Annotated in this window: 25 protein-coding genes; 5 read left to right on the top strand and 20 right to left on the bottom strand. The window is 51.4% G+C overall.

The window, feature by feature from the left end; translation table 11 throughout:
- Positions 1-262: 262 nt before the first annotated feature.
- Both infC and DZK30_RS07820 read right to left on the bottom strand, forming a co-directional pair.
- On the bottom strand, positions 263-811 hold the full coding sequence (gene infC, locus DZK30_RS07825) for a translation initiation factor IF-3 (protein WP_118973575.1): 549 nt from the start codon (positions 809-811) through the stop codon (positions 263-265).
- Positions 812-874: 63 nt separating this feature from the next.
- The gene (locus DZK30_RS07820) at positions 875-1648 is read right to left on the bottom strand and encodes an enoyl-CoA hydratase/isomerase family protein (RefSeq protein WP_205529391.1); all 774 of its coding nucleotides are present in this window, start codon (positions 1646-1648) and stop codon (positions 875-877) included.
- Between the two features lie 268 nt (positions 1649-1916).
- On the opposite strand from DZK30_RS07820, the gene DZK30_RS07815 reads away from it, so the two are divergent.
- On the top strand, positions 1917-3905 hold the full coding sequence (locus tag DZK30_RS07815; RefSeq protein ID WP_118973574.1) for a T9SS type B sorting domain-containing protein: 1989 nt from the start codon (positions 1917-1919) through the stop codon (positions 3903-3905).
- Between the two features lie 107 nt (positions 3906-4012).
- On the opposite strand, the gene DZK30_RS07810 is transcribed toward DZK30_RS07815, so the two are convergent.
- The 15 genes from DZK30_RS07810 to DZK30_RS07745 all read right to left on the bottom strand — a co-directional run bounded on the left by DZK30_RS07810 (position 4013) and on the right by DZK30_RS07745 (position 14974).
- Positions 4013-4609, bottom strand: a complete 597-nt coding sequence (locus DZK30_RS07810; protein ID WP_118973573.1) for a hypothetical protein — start codon at positions 4607-4609, stop codon at positions 4013-4015.
- A gap of 57 nt (positions 4610-4666) precedes the next feature.
- Positions 4667-5443, bottom strand: coding sequence for a DUF2490 domain-containing protein (locus DZK30_RS07805; RefSeq protein WP_118973572.1), 777 nt, complete (start codon positions 5441-5443; stop codon positions 4667-4669).
- Positions 5444-5533: 90 nt separating this feature from the next.
- Complete coding sequence (locus tag DZK30_RS07800; protein WP_118973571.1) at positions 5534-5884, bottom strand: nucleotide pyrophosphohydrolase; 351 nt, start codon at positions 5882-5884, stop codon at positions 5534-5536.
- Positions 5885-5886: 2 nt separating this feature from the next.
- Positions 5887-6549: an SCO family protein gene (locus DZK30_RS07795; protein ID WP_118973570.1), complete on the bottom strand. Its 663-nt coding sequence runs from the start codon at positions 6547-6549 to the stop codon at positions 5887-5889.
- Between the two features lie 60 nt (positions 6550-6609).
- Positions 6610-7539, bottom strand: a complete 930-nt coding sequence (gene rsgA, locus DZK30_RS07790; RefSeq protein WP_118973569.1) for a ribosome small subunit-dependent GTPase A — start codon at positions 7537-7539, stop codon at positions 6610-6612.
- Between the two features lie 18 nt (positions 7540-7557).
- Complete coding sequence (gene gldF, locus DZK30_RS07785; RefSeq protein WP_118973568.1) at positions 7558-8289, bottom strand: gliding motility-associated ABC transporter permease subunit GldF; 732 nt, start codon at positions 8287-8289, stop codon at positions 7558-7560.
- Positions 8290-8319: 30 nt separating this feature from the next.
- Complete coding sequence (locus DZK30_RS07780; RefSeq protein WP_118973567.1) at positions 8320-8796, bottom strand: hypothetical protein; 477 nt, start codon at positions 8794-8796, stop codon at positions 8320-8322.
- 72 nt (positions 8797-8868) lie between these two features.
- A complete protein-coding gene (locus tag DZK30_RS07775) occupies positions 8869-9576 on the bottom strand; it encodes a hypothetical protein (protein WP_118973566.1) in 708 nt (235 codons plus the stop codon).
- 88 nt (positions 9577-9664) lie between these two features.
- Complete coding sequence (locus DZK30_RS07770) at positions 9665-10342, bottom strand: hypothetical protein (protein ID WP_118973565.1); 678 nt, start codon at positions 10340-10342, stop codon at positions 9665-9667.
- A gap of 26 nt (positions 10343-10368) precedes the next feature.
- Positions 10369-10776 carry an SET domain-containing protein-lysine N-methyltransferase gene (locus tag DZK30_RS07765; RefSeq protein WP_118973564.1) on the bottom strand — a complete coding sequence of 136 codons (408 nt, stop codon included), beginning with the start codon at positions 10774-10776 and terminating at the stop codon, positions 10369-10371.
- 15 nt (positions 10777-10791) lie between these two features.
- Entirely contained in the window at positions 10792-11421 is a 630-nt protein-coding gene (locus DZK30_RS07760) for a hypothetical protein (RefSeq protein WP_118973563.1), read from the bottom strand.
- A 145-nt stretch (positions 11422-11566) separates the two neighbouring features.
- On the bottom strand, positions 11567-13564 hold the full coding sequence (ispG, locus tag DZK30_RS07755) for a (E)-4-hydroxy-3-methylbut-2-enyl-diphosphate synthase (RefSeq protein WP_118973562.1): 1998 nt from the start codon (positions 13562-13564) through the stop codon (positions 11567-11569).
- 148 nt (positions 13565-13712) lie between these two features.
- Positions 13713-13883, bottom strand: coding sequence for a class I lanthipeptide (locus DZK30_RS25750; RefSeq protein WP_162902937.1), 171 nt, complete (start codon positions 13881-13883; stop codon positions 13713-13715).
- Positions 13884-14044: 161 nt separating this feature from the next.
- On the bottom strand, positions 14045-14245 hold the full coding sequence (locus tag DZK30_RS07750; RefSeq protein WP_118973561.1) for a hypothetical protein: 201 nt from the start codon (positions 14243-14245) through the stop codon (positions 14045-14047).
- A gap of 93 nt (positions 14246-14338) precedes the next feature.
- Complete coding sequence (locus tag DZK30_RS07745; RefSeq protein WP_118973560.1) at positions 14339-14974, bottom strand: hypothetical protein; 636 nt, start codon at positions 14972-14974, stop codon at positions 14339-14341.
- A gap of 181 nt (positions 14975-15155) precedes the next feature.
- On the opposite strand from DZK30_RS07745, the gene DZK30_RS07740 reads away from it, so the two are divergent.
- From DZK30_RS07740 to DZK30_RS07730, 3 genes are read left to right on the top strand one after another with little or no spacing between them, the layout of a single operon-like run.
- Entirely contained in the window at positions 15156-15464 is a 309-nt protein-coding gene (locus DZK30_RS07740) for a hypothetical protein (protein WP_118973559.1), read from the top strand.
- 3 nt (positions 15465-15467) lie between these two features.
- Positions 15468-16238, top strand: coding sequence for an MBL fold metallo-hydrolase (locus DZK30_RS07735; protein WP_118973558.1), 771 nt, complete (start codon positions 15468-15470; stop codon positions 16236-16238).
- A 50-nt stretch (positions 16239-16288) separates the two neighbouring features.
- The gene (locus DZK30_RS07730; RefSeq protein WP_118973557.1) at positions 16289-17503 is read left to right on the top strand and encodes a 3-deoxy-D-manno-octulosonic acid transferase; all 1215 of its coding nucleotides are present in this window, start codon (positions 16289-16291) and stop codon (positions 17501-17503) included.
- On the opposite strand, the gene DZK30_RS07725 is transcribed toward DZK30_RS07730, so the two are convergent.
- The 3 genes from DZK30_RS07725 to DZK30_RS07715 all read right to left on the bottom strand — a co-directional run bounded on the left by DZK30_RS07725 (position 17467) and on the right by DZK30_RS07715 (position 20012).
- On the bottom strand, positions 17467-18444 hold the full coding sequence (locus DZK30_RS07725; RefSeq protein ID WP_118973556.1) for a hypothetical protein: 978 nt from the start codon (positions 18442-18444) through the stop codon (positions 17467-17469). The genes DZK30_RS07730 and DZK30_RS07725 overlap by 37 nt on opposite strands.
- A 177-nt stretch (positions 18445-18621) precedes the next feature.
- Positions 18622-19407, bottom strand: a complete 786-nt coding sequence (locus tag DZK30_RS07720; protein WP_118973555.1) for a hypothetical protein — start codon at positions 19405-19407, stop codon at positions 18622-18624.
- 5 nt (positions 19408-19412) lie between these two features.
- Positions 19413-20012 (bottom strand): hypothetical protein, encoded by a 600-nt coding sequence (locus DZK30_RS07715; RefSeq protein ID WP_118973554.1) that lies wholly within the window; start codon positions 20010-20012, stop codon positions 19413-19415.
- 89 nt (positions 20013-20101) lie between these two features.
- Here DZK30_RS07715 and DZK30_RS07710 point away from each other — a divergent pair, with 89 nt between their 5' ends.
- Positions 20102-21097: a tetratricopeptide repeat protein gene (locus DZK30_RS07710; RefSeq protein ID WP_118973553.1), complete on the top strand. Its 996-nt coding sequence runs from the start codon at positions 20102-20104 to the stop codon at positions 21095-21097.
- The last annotated feature ends 30 nt before the right edge of the window (positions 21098-21127 follow it).

The following is a 21127-nucleotide window of genomic DNA, read 5'->3' as shown; positions in this document are numbered from 1 at the left end:
CAACTGTCGTCGGCATAAAGGTTGAAAATAGGTTCTAAAAATAAGCAATGCTTTTTAAAGCGAGGCAGGAATACGGCATAGTTGCAGCAACTTAACAAAAAGAAACGGCATAAAAAAAGGAAAGCCGGCCCAAGAATGAGCCAGCCCCTATAAACCCTATCACCATGAAAACAAAGTGTAAAATTACGGCAAAAAAATTATCCGCAAAAATATTTTTAATAAGTTAATGTTAAGGATAAATTGAATTCATCCCGGACACTTCTTATTTTTTCTTTTTAGGGGTAAACATCGCCAGCATACGGCGGCCTTCCATTTTAGGCATGGCCTCCAGCGTGCCCCACTCCGACAAGCGCTCTGCAAATTTCAGCAGCAGCAATTGTCCGCGATCCTGGAAGAGGATGGAACGTCCCTTGAATTGCACAAAGCATTTTACTTTGTTGCCTTCCTGGAGGAATTTTTCGGCATGTTTGGCTTTGAAGTCGAAATCGTGATCGTCGGTGTTGGGCGTAAAACGGATCTCTTTTACTTCCGTTTGCTTGGCCTTTGCCTTTTGCTCTTTATCCTTTTTCTTCTTCTCGTAAAGAAATTTATTGTAGTCAACCAGCCGGCAAACCGGCGGATCAGCATTGGGCGATATTTCTACAAGGTCTACTTCCAGGTCTGTAGCCATCTTACGGGCTTCCTCCAATGAATAGACACCGGGCTCAATATTCTCGCCAACCACACGTACCTGCTGCGCCTTGATAAATTGATTGATTCGGTGTTCCGGTTCCTTCTTAAGAGGTAATCTAGGTTTTACTCTTTTCTGCATTAAATCTTTTAGTGTTAGATAGTAAGCAAAGATAGGCTTTAAACTAAAATCAAAATATAAAAATTAGCTTTTTCTCTTAAATGAGTGGATAGCGTTGTGGCTGAACTCGCTCAATACCAGCTTGCCGCTGATGCCGGCGCGTTTGGTCAGCAGCTCATCCCAGTTCTCGGTGCCTTCCCAGAATATCTTCTTGAGCTGGGTCATGGCTTCGGGATTGGAATGCGCCAGCTTGTTGGCCAGGGCGCTTACCGCCTCGTCTACCGACGGAATATCGGCATACACTTCCGAATACAAACCATGCTTGCGTGCCCAGTCGGTGCTGCGCCACTCGGTAGCGTCGATCGCCAGGGCCGAGAAACCGGCTACGCCGATCTTCCGCTGTACTGCAGGGCCTACCACAAAGGGGCCGATGCCCACAGCCAGCTCGCTCAGCTTGATAGAGGCGGTCTCTACCGCGATCGCATAGTCGGCTGCCGAAATGATACCGACACCACCACCTACGGCCTTGCCCTGTACGCGGGCAATGATGAACTTATGACATTTACGCATAGCATTGATCACCAGCGCAAAGCCATTAAAGAAGGTTTTACCGTCCGTTTCATTGCTGATCGCCAGCAGCTCGTCGAAGGACGCGCCGGCACAAAAGGAACGGTCGCCGCCGCTTTGTAGCACGATCACCTTGGCCCGGTCGTCTGTTCCCACGTCGTTGATGGCATGGGCCAGGTCGGTCAGAATAGCGCCTGGCAAGGAATTGCTGGCAGGATGATAGAATTCGATTTTGCCTATTCCATTTTCGATGGAGGTATGTACGTATCCCTCAGGATGTTTACTCATCATGTTACTACCAATTATTTAAGGCCGTAAAAGTAAAACAAGATTTAAATATAGCCTGCACCTTTTTTGTACCCCCGGACCGGTTTCTGCGCAAAGCAGCGCTCCTACAGGGGCAATGGCATTATCATCAAACCTGATACGGGACGCCCGAAGGCCTGGCAGTCTACCGGAAAACCCGGAATTTCCGGCGCGATCTAAGAACTCCTGGTGGCGCAGCCGTCTGTTTGTATAGGCGTCCGGTTTTCATCATTCCCGCCGGAAGGCTAATATTATGAGGCAGAAATGGCTGATCGCTGCGTTATACTGTATCCTGTTGGTCCCCGCTTTTTGCCGGGCCCAGGATGGTCGTAACAACATCTGGTACGCGCCTTTTGTGGCGTTGGATTTCAATGCCGGCGCCGGACCGGCTTTCCTGTCGCCGGCGGCGATCCCCTCCAACGGGCAACCGGCATCGGTTTGCGATGCTGCCGGTGCTTTGCTCTTTTATACCAATGGAAACATCGTTTATGGCCGCGATCACCTACCCATGCCCGGTGGCATACTGGTTAACGGAGATCCGGTACGCTTCGATCATCAGCCCTGCAGCGCCGTGATCCTGCCCAAAGGGGGCGACCAGTACTACCTGTTCTCGTTGCTCCCCGATAGCCTGGCCGTCAATCTGCCGGCCGGCGCTGCTGATACCATGATCCAGCCCTCGCTGTACTATTCCGTGATCGATATGAGCCTGAACGGGGGCAATGGCGATATTGTTCCGGGAAGCAAAAAGATATTGGTGAAAAGCGGCTTGATGCGTTGCTTCCTACTGGCAGCGCCGGGGCCCGGCTGCGACGACAGGTGGATCGCCGTACATGAAGCGACTACAGCCGCCTTTCTCAGCTATCCCGTTACCGCCGCCGGTTTGGGTGTTCCGGTACATTCCGTTGCCGGTGTAGACTATCTGGGCGACAACCGGCCGGGTTATGGGTCTTATTATGGCAAGCTATCGCCCGATGCCCGCAAATTGGCCTTGTTTTCCTTGCGGAATTCCATAGCGATGCCTTTCGATCCCGGAAGCTATGCTTCGCTGGAGCTGCTGGATTTTGACCAGGCGACCGGCGTCTTCTCCAACGCTGCCAGCTTATATGAGAATCTGGCTTTCATTCCTTTTATGTACGGCTTCTTCCCTATGGACTTCTCGCCCGACAGCAAAAAGCTGTATACGGTGCAGCGTACCGATTATGATGTCGCTACCTGGAATAAAGTAGTGCAATACGATCTTAACGTGGCGTCGATCGCATCGATAAGGGCATCGGAAACACTGGTAGGAGTGGTGCCTCCCGTAGGTGCCATCAGTTCTCCTTTCCTTACAGATATGCGCCTGGGGCCCGATGACAAGCTTTACCTGGCTGCCGGCGATATTTTTCCCTTGTCAACCGGATCGGTGATCCCGCTGGCACGCATCAATGCACCGAATGCCCCGGCCGCTGCTGCCGGCTGGGAAACGGGTATCGGCTCTCCATTGATAGGGGAGGGCTTTCCGATGCTTTTTCCTGTAGCCAATATAGATCCCCAGAGGCAGGTGACAACAGCAAAAACGACATTACCCTGGTGCGGAACACCATTGCCGGTCACCGCCAGCCGGAGCGGTAGCTATTTGTGGAATAATGGCAGCAACACTGCCGCGATCACAGTCGATGCACCGGGTATCTATTGGGTGCAGATTACCGAAGACTGTGGCAGCCATACCGATACCTTCAACCTGGAAGCGCCCTCTCCGCTGCCGGCAAACCTGCTGCCCGGCGATACGAGCCTGTGTCGCGGACAGCAGTGGACCATAGATCTTCCCATCGTTCCCGGGGTAAGCTATACCTGGAGCGACGGCGCCACCGGCAACCGCTATACGGTAAAACAAAGTGGCTGGATCAGGGTATTTGCCCAAAATGCCTGTGGCAACAGCAGCGATTCGTTGCAGGTGACTTATGGGGCCTGTACCTGTGATTATCTTTTTATACCCAATGCCTTCAGTCCTAATGCCGACGGCCGCAATGATGTTTTTCTGCCTCGTTATCCTTGTAGCCGGCCCGTGCATGCTTACGAGCTCCGGATCTACAACCGCTGGGGCCAGGAAATATTCATTACCCATAATCCCGACCAGGGCTGGGACGGTACCATGAGCGGGCAAAAGACAGAAACCGGCGTATACCACTATACGGTAAACATCCAGGCAGAGGGTAGCGGAGATGCGCTTTTCCGGAAAGGGCAGCTGACCTTACTAAGATAGTGGGCCGGGGCATCCGGGGGGACCTCCGGCCATAAATGGCAAAAGCCGCCCTAGTGGCGGCCTTGCTGGTTTTAAGGTTGTGAGGCTATTACGAATGGCCTTTTAAATTACTTACTCATGTAGCGGCCAAGAGCTTTGCCAAGGTCGGCATACGCTTCCTGGATGCGGAAGCCGGTATCGTAATCGTAGCCGCCGAAGCTGCGTCCCAGGGCTTTTTCGAAGCTCAGTCGCAGCACCACATGCGAAGGATTGCCGGTTTCGGTTATCAATATTTCACCTTCGATCTCCGCATTTTTGCGGGTGATGGCTATGTTGAAGCCTGGCTCTGTTTTTGTCGTCTTTACTACCATGGTATACTTTTCCGAGGCATAGTCACCTACTTTGATATTGTCACTATTCTTATTGAAAAGCTCGGTGAATTGCGGCGCATAACGTCCGGTGCGGTCAGCGATCCAATCTTTTTCCCACTGGTCGCCTTTTCCTGCTTCTTTCTTGTTGTAGTCGCCTTTCTTCTTATCGATATATTCCGCCTCCGTCTTGAACTTGCCCACACTCATATCGCTGTAATCGAAGGTAAGGTTGAGCTTGCTCACGCCTTTAAGTGCATCCAGACTGCCCTCCTTTACTTTGATCTTTTGAGCAAAGGCCGGCTGTAGCACGGCCAGGGAAAGCAGGGCCAACAGGGTCATTAGTTTTGTTTTCATGTTTATCGCGTTTTTAGGGTACTAAGATATAGGTTTCTTTTTAATAAAGACCGGCGCCTAGTTCCAGTTGCAAAGCAGGTTGAGGATAAACCCGTTATTGGCCTGGAATACCGGCTTGCCGTTGACGGGCTGCGGCTGCTGCAGCGTCTGGTTCAGGTAGCCGGCCTCAACGCTCAGTCTTTTGTTGAGCTTATAGCCCAGCAGGATGCCAAGGCGGTTCTGGTCGAAAATGTTGGCATTGACGTTCTTGCCGAACCCGATAAAGATCTCGTCGAAAGCTGCAGCATAAACCGTTTTGTCTTCCATGGCGGGGTGATTGATCGGCAGCGTGGCCCGCAGCTGGTAGCGGAAGCGGTTCAGGTAATTCCAGCGGGTAATCACGCGGTCGCCGTCGCTTTGAGGGTCGAGCACGCCCAGGAAGCGTTGTTCGAGGCGCCCTCTGTGGTTGAGCTGAAGGCGGCCGATATTGTCGTTCCAGATCGCCTGCTCGTAAATACGGTGCTCGGGAAAAGGTTGTGGCGCAACCGGCGGGTAGTCGCCGTAAGGAAAGGTCTCGATCCATCCGTAGCCGGCGAGTACACTTAGTCCGTTGTTGAATTTATACTGGATGCCACCGCGGAGCAGGCTTTGCTGCCAGGATTTCAACCCTTCGGTACGGCGCCATTGGTATTCGGCCAGCACAGCCCAGTGCTTGCTGATATTGATGGTGTGAAAAGTATTGAGCCATACGATCGTGTTGGCCGTATGTAGCCGGTTTTGCCCATGGGCAAAAAAACAGGTGAGCAGGACAGCGGAAAGAACTATGGAAAACGTACGCCAGTGCAAATGCTTCATGAAATCAAAAAGATTGGATTGCTGCAAAAATAACGATACCTGCGCTGTTGAGCAGGGCAGGTATCCAATATATTTTCCGGAAGCTGTGTATCAGCTGCCGGACGGGCCGTTCAGCTTTTCGTTCTCCTGGTGCCGGGTGGCATCCCGGCCTGTCTTTTTTGCAAAATTCTTTTGCAGGGCTTCAGTAAGGTCGATATCGCATTGATTGGCCAGGCACAGCAGCACCCACAATACATCGGCCATTTCATCGCCCAGGTCTCGCCCTTCGTCCGATTCTTTAAAAGACTGTTCACCATACAGGCGTACCATCAGCCGGGCGAGCTCGCCTGTTTCTTCCATCAGTATACCCAGGTTGGTCAATGGTGCAAAATAGCGCACCCCAAGGGTCCTGATCCATTCGTCTACTTGCTGCTGGGCGGCCTTGAGCGTTAACTCCTGCATAGCTAAGGATTGTTCTCCTCTTCGAGTATCTTGATATCGTTGATCAGCTGTGCCACCGATCTTTCGTTGGTGCCGTCATAAGCATCCGGCTTACCCTCCTTGTCGAGGCGCATCCGCAGCCGGCCTTGCCTGTCGACGAGCACAAATTTCTGGGTGTGGATAAAATCCTCATCGATATTGGGATTGCGCTCATCCACAGCAGTCATCAGGTAGCTGTAATAGGCCTGGTCGTACAGGGCCTGTTTTTCGCCGGTAAGGAACATCCAATGCTTGGGGTCGGCATCGAAACGCAGACTGTAGGCTTTCATCGCCGGCACCGAATCCCGCTGCGGGTCTACGGTATGCGAGAGAATGATCACATCATTGTCGTTGCGGTAGGCCTGGTATACCTTCGACATGTTCTCATTCATTTTGGGGCAGATACCTTTACAGGTCGTGAAAAAATATTCCACAACAACGACCTTGTCTTTGATATGCTTGTTGGTAATGGTATCGCCTTCCTGGTTGAGGAAAGCAAAAGGGCGGATGCTTTGTCCTGCTTCACCTACGATCGCCAGCTCCGGCTGTCTCATTTTTTTACTGAGTGAGTAATAATAGAAAGCAAAGCCGGCTGACAACAGGATGAAAAAGGTGACCAGAATAACGGTGATCCTTTGACGCTTCATATAGAAATGATGAAAGCGCAAAGGTACAAGCGGGTTCAGGATAAATTTGGTAAGTGAATGTTAAGTGAAGCCAGCGTCGAGGCTGGAAAGGATCGCGATATAGCTCTCGTAACGCTCTATGCTTACGGTTCCCGCTTCCACAGAGGCTTTCACGGCGCAGCCCGGTTCGTTGATATGGATACAATTGTTGAAGCGGCATTCGTTGATAAGTACCCGCATTTCCGGGAAGTAATGCGATAGCTCTTCCCGCGCCATGTCTACAATGCCGAATTCCTTGACGCCCGGCGTGTCGATAATGCGCCCGCCTCCCGGAAGATCGTACATTTCGGCGAAGGTAGTGGTGTGCTGGCCCTTTCCGCTCCATCCCGATACTTCCTGTACCCTAAGGTTTTTGTCGGGAATAAAGTAATTGATCAGCGTGCTTTTACCAACGCCTGAATGCCCGCTGAACAAAGTTGTTTTGTCCTTTAGCACGCTGCTGAGCGCTTCGAGGCCTTCGCCATTGATGGCGGTGGCTGCAAAGGTCTGGTAGCCGATGGCTTCGTATATCGCTTTCCGTTCCTGCCATTCCTCCTGGTATTTGCCGCGGAGCAGGTCGGCTTTGTTGAATACGATCACCGCCGGTATATGGTACGCTTCGGAGGTGATGAGAAAGCGATCGATAAAGCCGTTGGAAGTCCTGGGTTCCTTTATGGTGGCTACGAGCAGCGCCAGGTCGATATTGGCAGCTACAATGTGTTTCTGATGCTTATTGTGCGGAGAGGTGCGCACCATGTAGTTACTACGGTCGGCGATGCCGGTGATCACGGCCGTTCTCTGCTCTTCCGACTCCAGCATTAAGGTTACGGTATCGCCTACGGCAATAGGGTTGGTCGAGGAGATATCTTCGTCGATCTTGAGCCGTCCCCTGATACGGCAATGCCATTTGTTGCCGGCATCGTCATATGCCAGGTAAAAGCTGCCGGTGGATTTGTATATCGTTGCTGTCAAATGAAAGGATTGGACTTATCAGGCTTTTTTCCTGACGAGGGTAAAACGGGTGAGCGCAATGAACAGGGCAACCAGGCTACTGAAATAGATTACGTCGCGGGTGTCGATCACACCACGGCTCATGCTATGGTAGTGCTCGTCGGCGCCGAAGAGTCCCAGGTAATAGTCGGGACCTCCGCTAAAGGCCGGCACCCGGCTGAGGGCCTCAAAGCCGAAGTAGAGTAAAAAGCAAAGGAATAAGGCCACGAGAAAGCTCACGACCTGGTTGTCGGTAAGGGTTGAGCCAAAAATACCGATCGCCGTAAAGGTTGCCACCAGGAATAGTAAGCCAATATAAGAACCGGTAATGCCGCCGGCATCCAGCGCCGCGTCGTCCATGGCCAGGTAATGAATGCTGAAGACGTAGATAAGGGTGGGCAGCAGGGCAATGCAGACCAGGGTAAAGGAGGCCAGGAACTTCCCGAAAATGATCTGGCTGGGTGAAATGGGCTTGGTCGACAACCATTCGATAGTACCACCACGGTACTCATCGGCAAAAGACCGCATGGTAATGGCAGGTATCAGGAACAGCAGCAGCCATGGTGCAATACTAAAGAATTGGTCCATTGAAGCATAGCCATAATCGGGAATGCTGGTATCGGTCAATACCCACAGGAATACGCCGCAGGCGGTGAGAAACACCAGCAGCACCACATAGCCTGCTATGGAGCTGAAAAAGGATCGGAGTTCTTTGAAATAAATGCTCAACATTACGAAACGGGTTGCCAGGTCACAAATGTACTATCTTCTGCGGCGAATCCGGCGCAAAATGCCGGACAAAATATGGAACAAAAAGATAAGCTGTGCGCCACATAGGGAAAGCGTGGCTATCGCAATGAGCACATTGATCCTGCTAAATGAACGGAATGCGCTCCAGGTACTGTTACCGCCATAGGCACGTCTTGGCGCGCCGGCAATTCCTGTATAGGGTAAGGGAACAAGGAACGGAACAATGCATAGAACCGTAATGATGATATGAAGCCAGGTCAGTATCCCGGAGTATAATATAGCAGAACAGAAGTGATAAAAAGCGGCGAATAGCAACAGGAGCGCGGCAATAATGGAAAATAGCAGCGGCGTAGCAACCAACCAGTTCTTGTTACGGAAATGAATATCCATGACGCCGGGTATAAAAAGAGAGCAGACGAACAGGATGGTGGCTACCAGTACGAGGAAAGTGGAAGGCTTAATGATGGAAAGGCCGAACGGGTGAGACATGCCGGTAAAATACAAAAAAGCGGGACCTGCACGAAGCAGGTACCCGCTGTTTTTATGCTGATGAGGGAAGGGTTAAAAACGATAGCCCAATGTAAGGGAAAACTGGCCGGTAGCGTCGAGGTCCTTATTTTCCGTCCGGGTATAGTCGCGGAATTCTACACGCTCCTGGTCCAGGTAGCGCACGCCGATACCAAGCTCCAGCCCAAGGTTGAATGTGGGGCCCAGCTGGAAATTGACGTAATTATTGACCAGCATGCCCAGGCGGAATTTGCGGATATCAGCATCGGTAGTAAGGCCGGTGAGGTAATCGTATTGGTAGTCTTTACCGCCGCCATAGCCCAGCATCAGGCTTGGGCCTACGGCATAAGTGACCCTGCGCTGGCCGAATGGATAGACCTTTAGTCCTGGTGTGAAATAAAAATAGGTTTGGGTATTGGACAGGCTATTATTGTTTCCTGAAAAGAAATCATCATTGTCGCTGATCAGGAAATGGACGGGAAGGATAAGGCCTATCATCTGGTTTTTGTCCAGGATCTTTTCATAGCTTATGCCGAAACCCACGCCCACATCCATTACAGTAAGGGGGGCCACCCTCAGGATATTGGTACCATAAGCCGCTCCGGGTTGTTGTCCCCGCTCTTCCCGCATCCTGCGTTTTTCCGCCCGTTCTTCGCGGGCCAACTGTTCCCGCTCTCTCCGGAAATCCCGGCGATGCTGTGCATTTAACGAAGTGGTAGCCAGCAGGGCAAACAAGGCCAGGGAGCCAAATTTTTTAAACATAAATTATGTGCTTTATAAAAATGAAAAGACCATTTTATTATCCGGGCTGGCCGGCAATACATGATCCTGAATAGGTCAGGGGAAAGTTTTAAAACCGGTATCCTAAGGTAAGGGAGAACTGCCCGGTGATGTCCACGCCGTAATTAGACTGGCCGTTACCTGCGAAAGCGCTATAGGCGTCGGAGCCACTATAGGTCACGCGGTCCAGGTAGCGGAGACCAAGACCGCCTTCCAGGCCCAGGTTGAACGAGGGACTTACCTGTATATTGACATAGTTATTGACCAGCAGACCCAGTCGCCAACGTGTGGTCTTGACGCTGTACAGGTGCTGGCTGCCATCGGGCTCTATCTGGTACTGCCAGTCGTTGCCGCCGCCATAGCCCAGCATCAGGTTAGGTCCTACGGCATAGGTAACTTTTCGTTGTCCCATGGGATAGATCTTGATCCCGGGGGTAAAATAAACGTAAGTATAGTATTTGGAACCCTTGTAGGGCACATCGAAAGTGTAATTATCTTTCTTTTCGAGCAACATAAATACCGGTAATACAATGCCGATCATTTGCGATTGGCCCAGGATCTTTTCGTATCCCAGTCCGAAGCCTACGCCTACATCCATTGCAGTGGTAGGCGAAACGCGGATAATATTGGTCTTGTACTGCTGGTCGGGGGGAGGCGGCGCCAGGGCGGCCTGATCCCCGTCCTGTGCCAGAACGGAACCTGCTAAAAGGCATAAGGTCAGGACTGCTGCTCCAAACTTCTTGAACATAGAATATAAACTGAAAAATAACTTACTTATTGTCCCGGGGACGAATCAAGTGTCTCAAACCAAACCGGTTTGGCATCGTTCCAATCCCCATTATAATTGATGGTCAGTTCTTCGCCCTGTAGTACTTTTCTCACCGTTTTGATCTGGATCACCTGCTTGTCGAAATCCATAAAATACTCACAATTAGACTCATAACTGTGGTTGTATAGTGAGATGTATCCCCAGGCTACACAACATTGATCCTCAGCGGCGCCCCATTCGAAAATGTAATCGTGGAGGGTCGTCTGGTCCAGGTGTTTCCGCGCTTCACCATCCATCACTAGTACAGACGAGATTTCAATCGTTTTCATTGGGGGAATATCTTCGCGGGTAAAAACACCGCGTCCTTTTCCGGGGGTTTCGTCAACAAAAAGGGAATGGGCGATCTTTAGCATACTGGTTTTTTCTTCTTAAAATTCAAATTCATTAGTGATGCCGTGGTGAACCTGGCTGTTGCGGTGTGCCTGCTCAAAGTTCTCCTGCCTGTCAAATAATGCGAGCAAAGCTTCCCTTGCGACCTGCGTGGGGGCTGAACTGCATAATGACTGGTAGGATGAAAATTCCCAATCCGATATGTCTTCACAAAACACATGACGCACGGGGTTGTGGTGAATATAAGACACGAGAGTGACGAGGTAAGCCGGATCGGTTACCTGCTTGCGCCTGGTATTGTCCAGGAACAGGGCGCCTTTACGGTCGAACATCTTGTTGTAGGCTTGTGTATAGCCATTCAGCATGCGGCTGAGCTGGTTCATAACGATCGTGTGGTGTGCCGGGACATTGGCTTGGTCCGGTTTGTAGGTCATCCGGAAATGTTCAAGCGCTGTTCCGGCTCTAACCTGCACCAGGAAATGAAAATGATTGGGCATAAGGTAATAGGCGAAGCAATGGCAAACATCAAGCAGGTAATACCGGAGCCGGTTGAGGAAATAAAGGTAGTTGTCGCGGCGCCGGAAAAGATTGTCCTCCCCAACCGCATGATTGTAGATATGGTAAAACTGGTCGGGCAGAAAAAGATCCGTATTGGGCGGTCGTGCCATAACCGGGGTTTTTACCCAAGATACCGATTATTTCAATTCCTTCCTACCAACTCTTATAGGATTTTAAACCCCTCTGCCTTTTCTTCTCCTCTTCAACTCTTATAGGGTTCGAAGCCCTATAAGAGTTGAAGAAAGTTGAGAGCGCCTAGGGCTCTACCCAGGCATCGCTCTCTTTCAGCAGGTTGATGAGCTCGTCGACAGCCACTTCGCTATCCACGCCTTTCTTCACTACCTCTTTGCCCTTATACAAGGTGATCTTGCCCACACCGCTGCCAACGTAACCAAAGTCGGCATCGGCCATTTCGCCTGGTCCATTCACGATACAGCCCATGATCGCGATCTTTACGCCCTTCAGATGGTTCGTACGGCTGCGGATCATCGCCGTCGTTTCCTGGAGATCAAAAAGCGTGCGGCCGCAGGAGGGGCAGCTAATGTATTCCGTTTTGGAAATACGGGTACGGGTAGCTTGTAGTATAGAGAAGGCAGTTGTATTCACAAACTGCTCTATGCTTGTATTGGTATTGTAGTTCCGGCCCGATAATGTCTCTTTATCCGAAAACACTGCCTGAAACTGCGTATAGGCAGTGTTATCCATGCCCAGGCATACGCCATTACCCCATCCGTCGAGCAGCAGGCCACCGGCCTCCGTTGCGTAGTGGATCAAATGCTCGTCGCCGCTAGACCAGTGACTGTCAACAGTGATTATGGTGGGATTATGGACGCTTTGCCCGGCCAGGGTTGCGTACATCCGCCGGATGCTTTGCAGTGCATTGGTATTGCCCGAGCTCAGGCATAGCACAGCAGTCGTATCGGCGCCCAATTGCTGCAGTAAGGCCGGATCGGGAAGAGACCCCTCACTGTAGCAGTCCAGCATTACAAAATTCTGTGTAGCGCTCTTTTCGGATGCCGCTTCATACTCCTCGGCATGCCAGAGTGGGAAATATTTGGTCTTGTCGCCGGCTTGCGCCCATAAGGCTGGCCAGGTAATCACTTTCAGCATACCCGGTAGCGCAAAAGGGAGCGCCGCTTTCCCGGTAAATATATAATCGGCGGCCATGTCGCTGATGGTCCATTTATCGGTAGCCTCATCATAGGCATAGCCGATGCTTTCCAGCGTTTCCGGTGTTATTTCCGCCAGCTTGCTAAGGTCTGCTACAACCACAGGCACCTGCCCGCCGCCGATATTGCCTACTGCAAAAGGTTTCGATGCCGGCGGTAAGTGTAGCGCCGGCTCCTTTATGGTCTCCGGAACGGTAGTTGCCAGGGAATAGCGTTTTACCAGATCGCGGCAAACGGGGATCTCGGCCTCAGGCTCCTCGGTAAGGCTTACGCGTACCGTATCGCCGATGCCGTCTTCCAGCAAAGTACCCATGCCTACGGCACTTTTGACACGACCATCTTCGCCGTCGCCGGCTTCCGTCACCCCGAGGTGCAGGGGATAGCATTCGCCAAATTCCTGGTTCATGGTTTTGGTCAGCAGGCGGTAGGCCTGTACCATTACCTGGGGATTGCTGGCCTTCATGCTCAACACGATATTGTGGTAATTTTCGTCGCGGGCGATACGGAGAAACTCCATGGCGCTCTCTACCATCCCGATCGGCGTATCGCCGTAGCGGCTCATGATACGGTCGCTGAGCGAGCCATGATTGGTGCCTATCCGCATCGCAGTGCCATATTCTTTACAGATCCTGATCAAGGGCGTAAAGCGTTCCCTGATGCGGTCGATCTCCTCCAGGTATTCGGCATCTGTATAGTCGATCTGCTCAAATTTTTTCTTGTCGACATAGTTGCCGGGATTTACCCGCACCTTTTCGATAATGCGCGCGGCAATCTCGGCAGCATTGGGTGTAAAGTGGATATCGGCAACCAGCGGCACATGATAGCCGCGGCGGTTCAGCTCGTTTTTGATATGGAGCAGGTTTTCCGCCTCTTTTTTTGAGGGGGCCGTAATGCGGACCAATTCGGCGCCGGCCTCGATACAGCGTATGGTTTGGGCTACTGTAGCCTCGGTATCCATGGTATCGGTGGTGGTCATCGTTTGCAGCCTGATGGGCTGGTAATTGCCGATCAGCAGTCCGCCTACATTTACCTCTCTTGTCTTCAGTCGTTTATATTGCGTCAGTGATGCCGCGTAGTCTTGCATTTCTTCTCCGTTTAAGCTTTCTTACAGAAAGACGGGACAAAGTTAGGCAAATGGATAAAAACCGTTATTAAACTTGTTGTAACAGGCATAGCATCAAAAAGAACGGAAGGGCCGGCCTGGTCCTTTCGTTCTTTTATGACGGCCTTCGTTAGCAGCTGCGATCAAAACTGGCGCAGGTATGAAGCGTTTGGGGCCCTGTGGGGCAGCCCTTATTAAAGGTAGTTACGCCGCCTTTGATCTGTCCTGAGGCTTCGGTGCTTAGCCTGCTGATCGCTGTTTTGCGCAACGACAGCTTTTGTTTCCCGTTTTTCTGTTTCATAAAAACAATGCTTTTAAAAATGAGAAATGGTTTTGGTTAATTAAAATTAAGCCATCCCCGGGGCTGCTATCTGCCCTTGCAAAGAGTTTAACAATCGCCGGCTAAATAAAAGAGGCTACCCGTTGTGGATAACCTCAAAATAGCAGTATTGGGACCGCGCTTTATTCTGTTGTGCAGCGCAGGGTTTGCGTCGTCAGGCAAACCATACGTATCGAAGGACAGATATAAGTATGCTGTACGGTGGAGGTGGGTTGCGCACAGCCGATAAGCGTATTGACGCCGCCTTTGACCAGGGCGCTGTCCAATGGCGTAATAGCCGTTTTTTTCAATAATAGCTTGCGGGTGCCTTGTAGCTTTTTCATTAGTTTGGTTTGTTTTAGGCGTTACGAATACCTAAAATTAAATCCCTGTATTCTTAAAGAAATGGAAAACAGCAAACGCTTAACAAACGGTACCTACCGCATTGTTCTCCGGAACAGGTACATCAGCCGTAGGGAAACGACGTTGTTGAACTGCTGGTCACGCCCGCCGAAACGGCTGTTATTGTCCCTGATCGACAACATAGAGTACTGGAAGCGGGGACTGAGGAAAAAGCCGTTCCAGAGATGCAGGTTGCCGGTAAGTACAAAATTAAGGTCGAATTTTTTGAACGGATACCCATTTTTCAGCACCGGCGTGCCATTGCCGTAGTCGATCGTTTCCTCGCTGGAAGCCAGGTAGCCGATCGAAAACCCGGCGCCAAAGCCACTTTTGCGGGTGCCACGGTAAAGGTTGATCTGGATGGGCACTTCGCCATACTGCAGCTTCATGTCCTGGCTTACCAGGCCGCCGAGATCGCCGCGGCCCTTTGAGCCTTTTTGGGTAAACAACACTTCCATGCTCAGGGCAATGGTCGCATCTTTGATCGGCATTTCCATGTCGCCGAAAGGCAGAAACAGCACGCCACCGCCGCCATAGCCCATCTTATCGTAGCCTTTGTAGCCATCGCCGTCGACCTGCGAAAAGTTGATTCCGCCCACCAGCCCGCCGGTAAGCACATGGAATTCGTCGTTGTACTCCTGTGCGTCCGCTTTTAACGACCATACAGACAACAGTCCTATAAGGATTGGGACGATTTGCTTAACTTTAGCCGGCATTGACCGGCCAAGCACGATCCGACCGCGCTTTGAGGAGCACAACATCATAGTTTTACAGCTGAGAGAATTTTCTAAATCGGAATGTCTGTGTAACCCGGTACCTTTGCCCGCAGAATATCCAATTGATAACGTTAAAATGAGCTTCAAATATACACCAAACACGCTAAAAAAACTGGAACAGCTCTTTGAAGAGGCACGTTACAGGGTTCGCTATGAAAAAGGGAACTTCAATTCCGGTTTCTGTGTTCTGGAAGATAAACGCATTGCTGTGATCAACCGTTTCCTCAACGTAGAAGGCCGCATCAATGCTTTGCTGGAAATATTGCCCACCTTATCTGTGAAAGAGGAGGAGCTGAGTGGCGATATGCTGAAGTGGTATAAGCAGCTTCTGGAAAACCCGGGAGGCGAAGGCAATCAATCCGTTCAAACCCAAATGGACCTATAGCACGTGGCGACAATTACTTTCCTGGGCACCGGTACTTCGCAGGGCGTTCCTTTTATCGGTTGCAGCTGCCGGGTATGTACTTCGACCGACAGCAGGGATAAACGGTTACGCACTGCCATCTGGGTACAAAGCGAAACCACCAGCGTTGTGATAGATACAGGTCCCGATTTCCGTTACCAGATGCTTCGTGCCCAGGTGCCCACACTGAATAGTGTAGTGTATACCCACGGGCACAAAGATCATGTGGCCGGGCTGGACGATGTGCGGGCTTATAATTACTGGCAAAACAGTGCGATTGATCTGTACGCCGATGCTTTTACCGAAGAAGTACTAAGACGGGAATTCCGCTATGCATTTAGCGATACACCTTATCCGGGTATCCCGGTGCTCAATATTATTCCGCTGGACGGACAACCGTTCAAGATCGGTGATATCCCCTTTGTACCCATTAAAGTGATGCATTATAAGCTACCGATCTACGGTTACCGTATCGGCGACTTTACTTATATTACCGATGCCAATTATATCGCGCCGGAAGAACTGGAGAAGATCAAAGGCAGCCGTACGCTGGTGCTGAATGCCCTGCGACACGAACCGCACATTTCCCATTTCAGCTTTTCGGAGGCGGTGGCGTTGGCAAAAGAGATTGGCGCCGAACAAACTTTCCTGACGCATGCGAGCCACCAGCTGGGATTACATGAAGAGCTGGAACAAGAGCTGCCCGAAGGCATACATATGGCCTACGATGGCCTGGTGGTAGAGACCCGTTACTGAAATAAAAATACAAGAACATCATCAACCTGCTGCTTTACAATACCGGCTTATTGCTTTACGGCCTTGCGCTGCGCATCGCCGCACCTTTTCATGCCAAAGCGCGGTTGTTTATCTCCGGAAGGAAGCAGCTTTTCAATAAGATGCGGGATCAGCTGGCTACTGATCCCCGGCCCAGGATATGGATCCATTGTGCATCCCTGGGCGAATTTGAACAGGGGCGGCCCGTAATGGAAGCACTCCGCCGGCAATATCCGTCTTTTAGCCTGGTGCTTACTTTCTTTTCTCCCTCAGGTTATGAGGTGAGGAAAAATGATGAAAGCGCCGATCATATCTTTTACCTGCCCCTTGATAGCAGGCGCCATGCCAAACGCTTCCTCAACCTGGTGCAGCCGCATTGCGCCCTGTTTGTGAAATATGAGTTCTGGTACCACTATCTTGCTACGCTGCACAGGATGGGCATTCCCACCATCCTGTTCTCCGCCATTTTCCAGCCACGGCAACCTTTCTTCAAATGGTATGGCGGTTTGTACCGGAAAATGCTGCTGTTTTACCAACAGCTTTTTGTGCAGGATGAGGCGTCCGTAGCTTTGCTGGAACGGCTGCAGGTACGAAACGTGCAGATCGCAGGCGATACCCGCTTTGACAGGGCTGCCAGGGTACTGGAACAAAACAAGCATTTCCCGGCGGTAGAAGCTTTCGGCAGGGATAGCCGGCTTATCGTTGCCGGAAGCGCCTGGCACGAGGATGCCGCATTGCTGGCGCAGGCATTGGATGGCCTGCCGCCTGTATACAAATTATTAATCGCGCCGCACAATACAAGTGAAGGCGATATTCAAAAGATAAAAGAACTTTTCCCGGGTAAACATTGCCTGTGGACCGATGCCCCGGAGCTGCTGGCGCAAAGTCGCGTTGCTATCGTACACACGGTTGGACAGCTAGCTTATCTCTACCGGTATGCCTATGCGGTGTGGGTCGGCGGTGGGTTTACCCGCAGCGGTATTCACAATGCCATAGAGCCGGCAGTGTTTGGCAAGCCGCTATTTTGGGGCCCAACCTATGAACGCTATCGTGAAGCGACGGAACTGATCGCTGCAGGCGCCGCGCGAAGCCTGGATAGCGCTAAAGCGCTGCAACAGGTGCTGGGCGACGAAAAAGCCCTGCTACAAATGGGTAGCAGGGCGGTAGAATACGTGCACGGTCAGTTGGGAGCAACCCGAAAAGTAATGAATTACCTTTCTGAAAAGTGTCTCCGTACTAAGGTGTAAAAACTATCTACAGTGGCATCTTCCTTATCCCATTTGTGGGCCGGTGCTACCTTGGTCCTGATCCAGTCTTCGGCTTGCTGCCCGGTAGCGAATTGGTTTAGCTGGTCGAGCGTCTCTTCATAATTGCTTTTATGGTTGCCGAACAGCTCATTCAGGAATAAATACTTGTCATTAATGCCGATCACACTACGGATATCCCTGGGCGCTTTTTCCGCATGGAACAGACTGGCCTGAGGCACGGTTGACCGGGTATCTTTCTGAGGCGGCGCGTCGGGCAGGGGAATTGCTGCGGGTGGTGGCGCCGGTATTTCTTCTACTTGTACGTTTACGGTAGGTTCTGCTACCAGTAACTCTTCTTTGATCTCGTTCCGCACATCCGGCGCCGATGGTGGTTCGAAACTGATGCCGGAAGCATCTTTTTGCAGGGCATTCAGATATTCCTTTTCGGGTTCCTTTCTGACCACAGGCTCCGCCTCTGGTTCCGGTGCCGGTTTGGGCGCGGGCTCATCGTGAACAACAGGCTGATAGGCTTTGTCTTTCGGTTGCTCTTCGCCTTTCGGCGGCTCTTCGTCTTTTGGCAGCTCCTCGTCTTCGGGTGTTATCGTGGCTTGAGCGGAGGCAACCGGTTGGTCTTCAATTGTAGCAGCTATGGCGGGTGCCTCTTCTGCTTTTGCCTCGGGTTCAACTGTTGGCGCCTTGGCCTCCTGTTGTTGTGCCGCAGGCTTGTCTTCCGGTGCTTTTGACTGCGCTGTAACAGTCTCGTTGGGCGTTGCTTTTTCATCTGTAGGCGGCGCTTCGCCAAAGGTTTTGCGCCATTCCAGCAGGTCGGCATACATTACTCTTGTATAGTCGAGCATCAGGTCCACATCAATAGCCGACTTTTGATGCCTGCCCTGATATACTTCCTGCAACCGCTGCAGGACATTTTTTACCCTTTCCATTCTTTATCGATTTATCGTGCTAAGGTATTAATTAAGAAGGGGAAACGATGCACAATGAAAGCCTAAATTCCACACTCCGCGTTTCCGGTTTTAGTGCATGCGCCCGCTTCGTTCTTAGTAATACGTTATTCGCAGCAGATAAGTTCATCCCGCATCTGCATTCATATTTTTCATATGTCATAGACCGATGCCCAGGCTAAGCGCCAGGGAAGTATAACGGTCCCAGTACGATTCGGAAGCGGTAACCCTGCGCTGCTCATCAATGAGCGCAACACGGGCCTCGTTGCCTGCGCAATTGTATTGCTTACTGCCAAGACGGGTGGCAAACTCCAGACCGATGCGCAACGGCTTATGACTGGGAAGCAGGCTGCGGTCGATATAGGCGGTTTGGAAAACCAGCTGTACGATAGAGGGAACGAAGAAAACGCTGTTGTCCCGGTGATCGCCCCAGCTGGCATAATAGCCAGCGGCAGGCCGCCGCAGGACCTCGCCGGTCGAAGGATCTGTGTACTCCAGGTATTGGAGGTTGTAAGGAGTAGCAACGCTTTTCATGGAATAGTTGAGACTGAAGCCCAGACCTACATCGATGCCATTGCTGTTGCCCGCAGGAATGGAGATGCCGAAGACCGGCTTAAGATAGATATATACATTGTTCGCTTTTTGAATGTCGGTACGGCCGTCGCCATAGCTGATGTCGAGCCGTTGGGGGTCGAGCCGGTAACCCAGCGAGGGCATCATATAAAAGAAGCTTCTGCGTTGGTCGAGCCGGAAAGCGATACCGATGCCGCCGCCGATACCGAAGGCCGATCGCATGACCTGAGTGGCTTTTTCCCGGCTTATGTCCGACTGGTTCAGGTTGGCATAGCCCGAAAGTTCCGGCATCAGGTTGAATTCCCAGCGTCGTTGAGCTTGTGTCCGGTCAGCAATAAATAAAGCAAATAGGATGAGTAAAACATTCTTCATGGAGGTCAGGGTTGCAGGATGAAGGCAATAGTGGTATCTCTCAGCACCGCATTTTGTTCGGTGCGCAGTTCGATGGCGAATTGTTGCAGCGATGTAGTCGCGGGGGCACTGGCGGGGCGAAAAGAGAAGCGGCTTACGGGTTCGGCTTCAGATACCTCGTAATTTTTATTGATCCGCTCCAGCATTTTTGCTTTGCCGGTAAGAATACCCCCTTCTTCAAGAAAAGCTGCCGACGCAGAGATGTCGCTGCCGGCCGGGAATTGCGCGTTGTAATCGCGGCAGGTAATGATGCGGATATCTGTTATTTTTTCCAGGTTACGGAAAGTTTGGCCCCGCGCAGCAGCCGTATTGGTAAAGGAGGGGAAATGTGTGCCCAGTAGTTTTGTAGTGCTGAAGTATAGCCATACCGAGCAACGGTCGTAACGGGAGGTAGCGCCGGGCATCACTTCATTGCCCTCTTCATTGTCCCTGCCTTCCCTGACCACGCTGGTCACAGACTGGTAAATCATATTTGTCTGTTGCTGGCGACAGCCCGCCAGGCTTAGCACGAAGAAGAACAGACTTCCCCCGGTGAAGCAGCATATAAATGCGACGATTTTTTTCATGGCGCGCAGATCGTTTATTATAAAGACGGAGTTCCCTTATTTTTGCTTTGGAAAAAAACTTTATTTAACCGCAGCTGCGGCATTTGTACATGATCCGATACGCAATACACTTTGTCCCCCTGGTTTTACTATTCGCTGCCTGTGGCCCGGGCAATAAGCCGGCAGACCATCCGGCTTACCACATGCCTGCTACACAGGCATTGAGCGATTCCATAGCAGCCTATCCCGGCCAATCCATCTATTATTTTCAGCGTGCTGAAGCCTTGTCGAATATGGATAAGGACAGCCTCGCGCTGGAGGATGTGAAAACGGCGCAGCAATTGGATAGCAAAAACCCGAAGTACAATTTTACGATAGGTTACCTGCTGCTTAAAATGAACAAGCCGCAGGAAGCTGCAAAAGCGCTGCTGCGCAACCTGGAAGAGTCGCCGGGAAATGTCAACACCCGTATACTACTGTGCAGGGCTTACCTGGCGGCGCACAATACCGGTGCGGCCCAGGAACAGGTCAACAAAGTGCTGGCCGCAGCGCCCGGCCATACCGGGGCTATGATGATGCAGGCCCGCATCAGGGCCGAGCTTAAGGATACTACGGCAGCTATTGCTACGCTAAAGGAAGTGCTCGTGGCTGAGCCGCGTAACTACGATGCTGCTTACCAGCTGGCCGATTGGTACAAAGCTTCCGGTTTGCCGGAAGCGATTGCCCAATATCAATATACTTATATGCTCGATACCAGTTACGCCGACCCGCTGTTTGAGATCGGCGATCTTTACGAGCAGCGGCACGAGGTACAAAAAGCAAAAGAGGCCTATCGCCTGTGCCTTTCCAAAGACCGCGATTTCAGCGAGGCTTACCTGCGTATCGGGCAGATATTGCTACGGCAGGATTCGGCCGAAAAGGCGCTGCGGCATTTTGACCTTGCTGTAATCACCAGCCCTGGCGATGCTGCTGCATATAGCCAGAAAGGGATTGCCTGGGAAAAACTGCATCAGCCCGATAGCGCACAAGCTGCCTACCGCCAGGCATTGATTTTCGATCCGGGGCAAGAGGCCGCTGTCGAAGGGCTGAAGCGCCTGAAGAAATAACAATATTGTTGAAAAAAAGCGATTCCACGG

Source organism: Taibaiella koreensis (assembly GCF_003545715.1).
Lineage (GTDB): Bacteria > Bacteroidota > Bacteroidia > Chitinophagales > Chitinophagaceae > Taibaiella > Taibaiella koreensis.
Note: the sequence above shows the minus strand (reverse complement) of the source record. Positions and strands in the feature narration are given on the sequence as shown.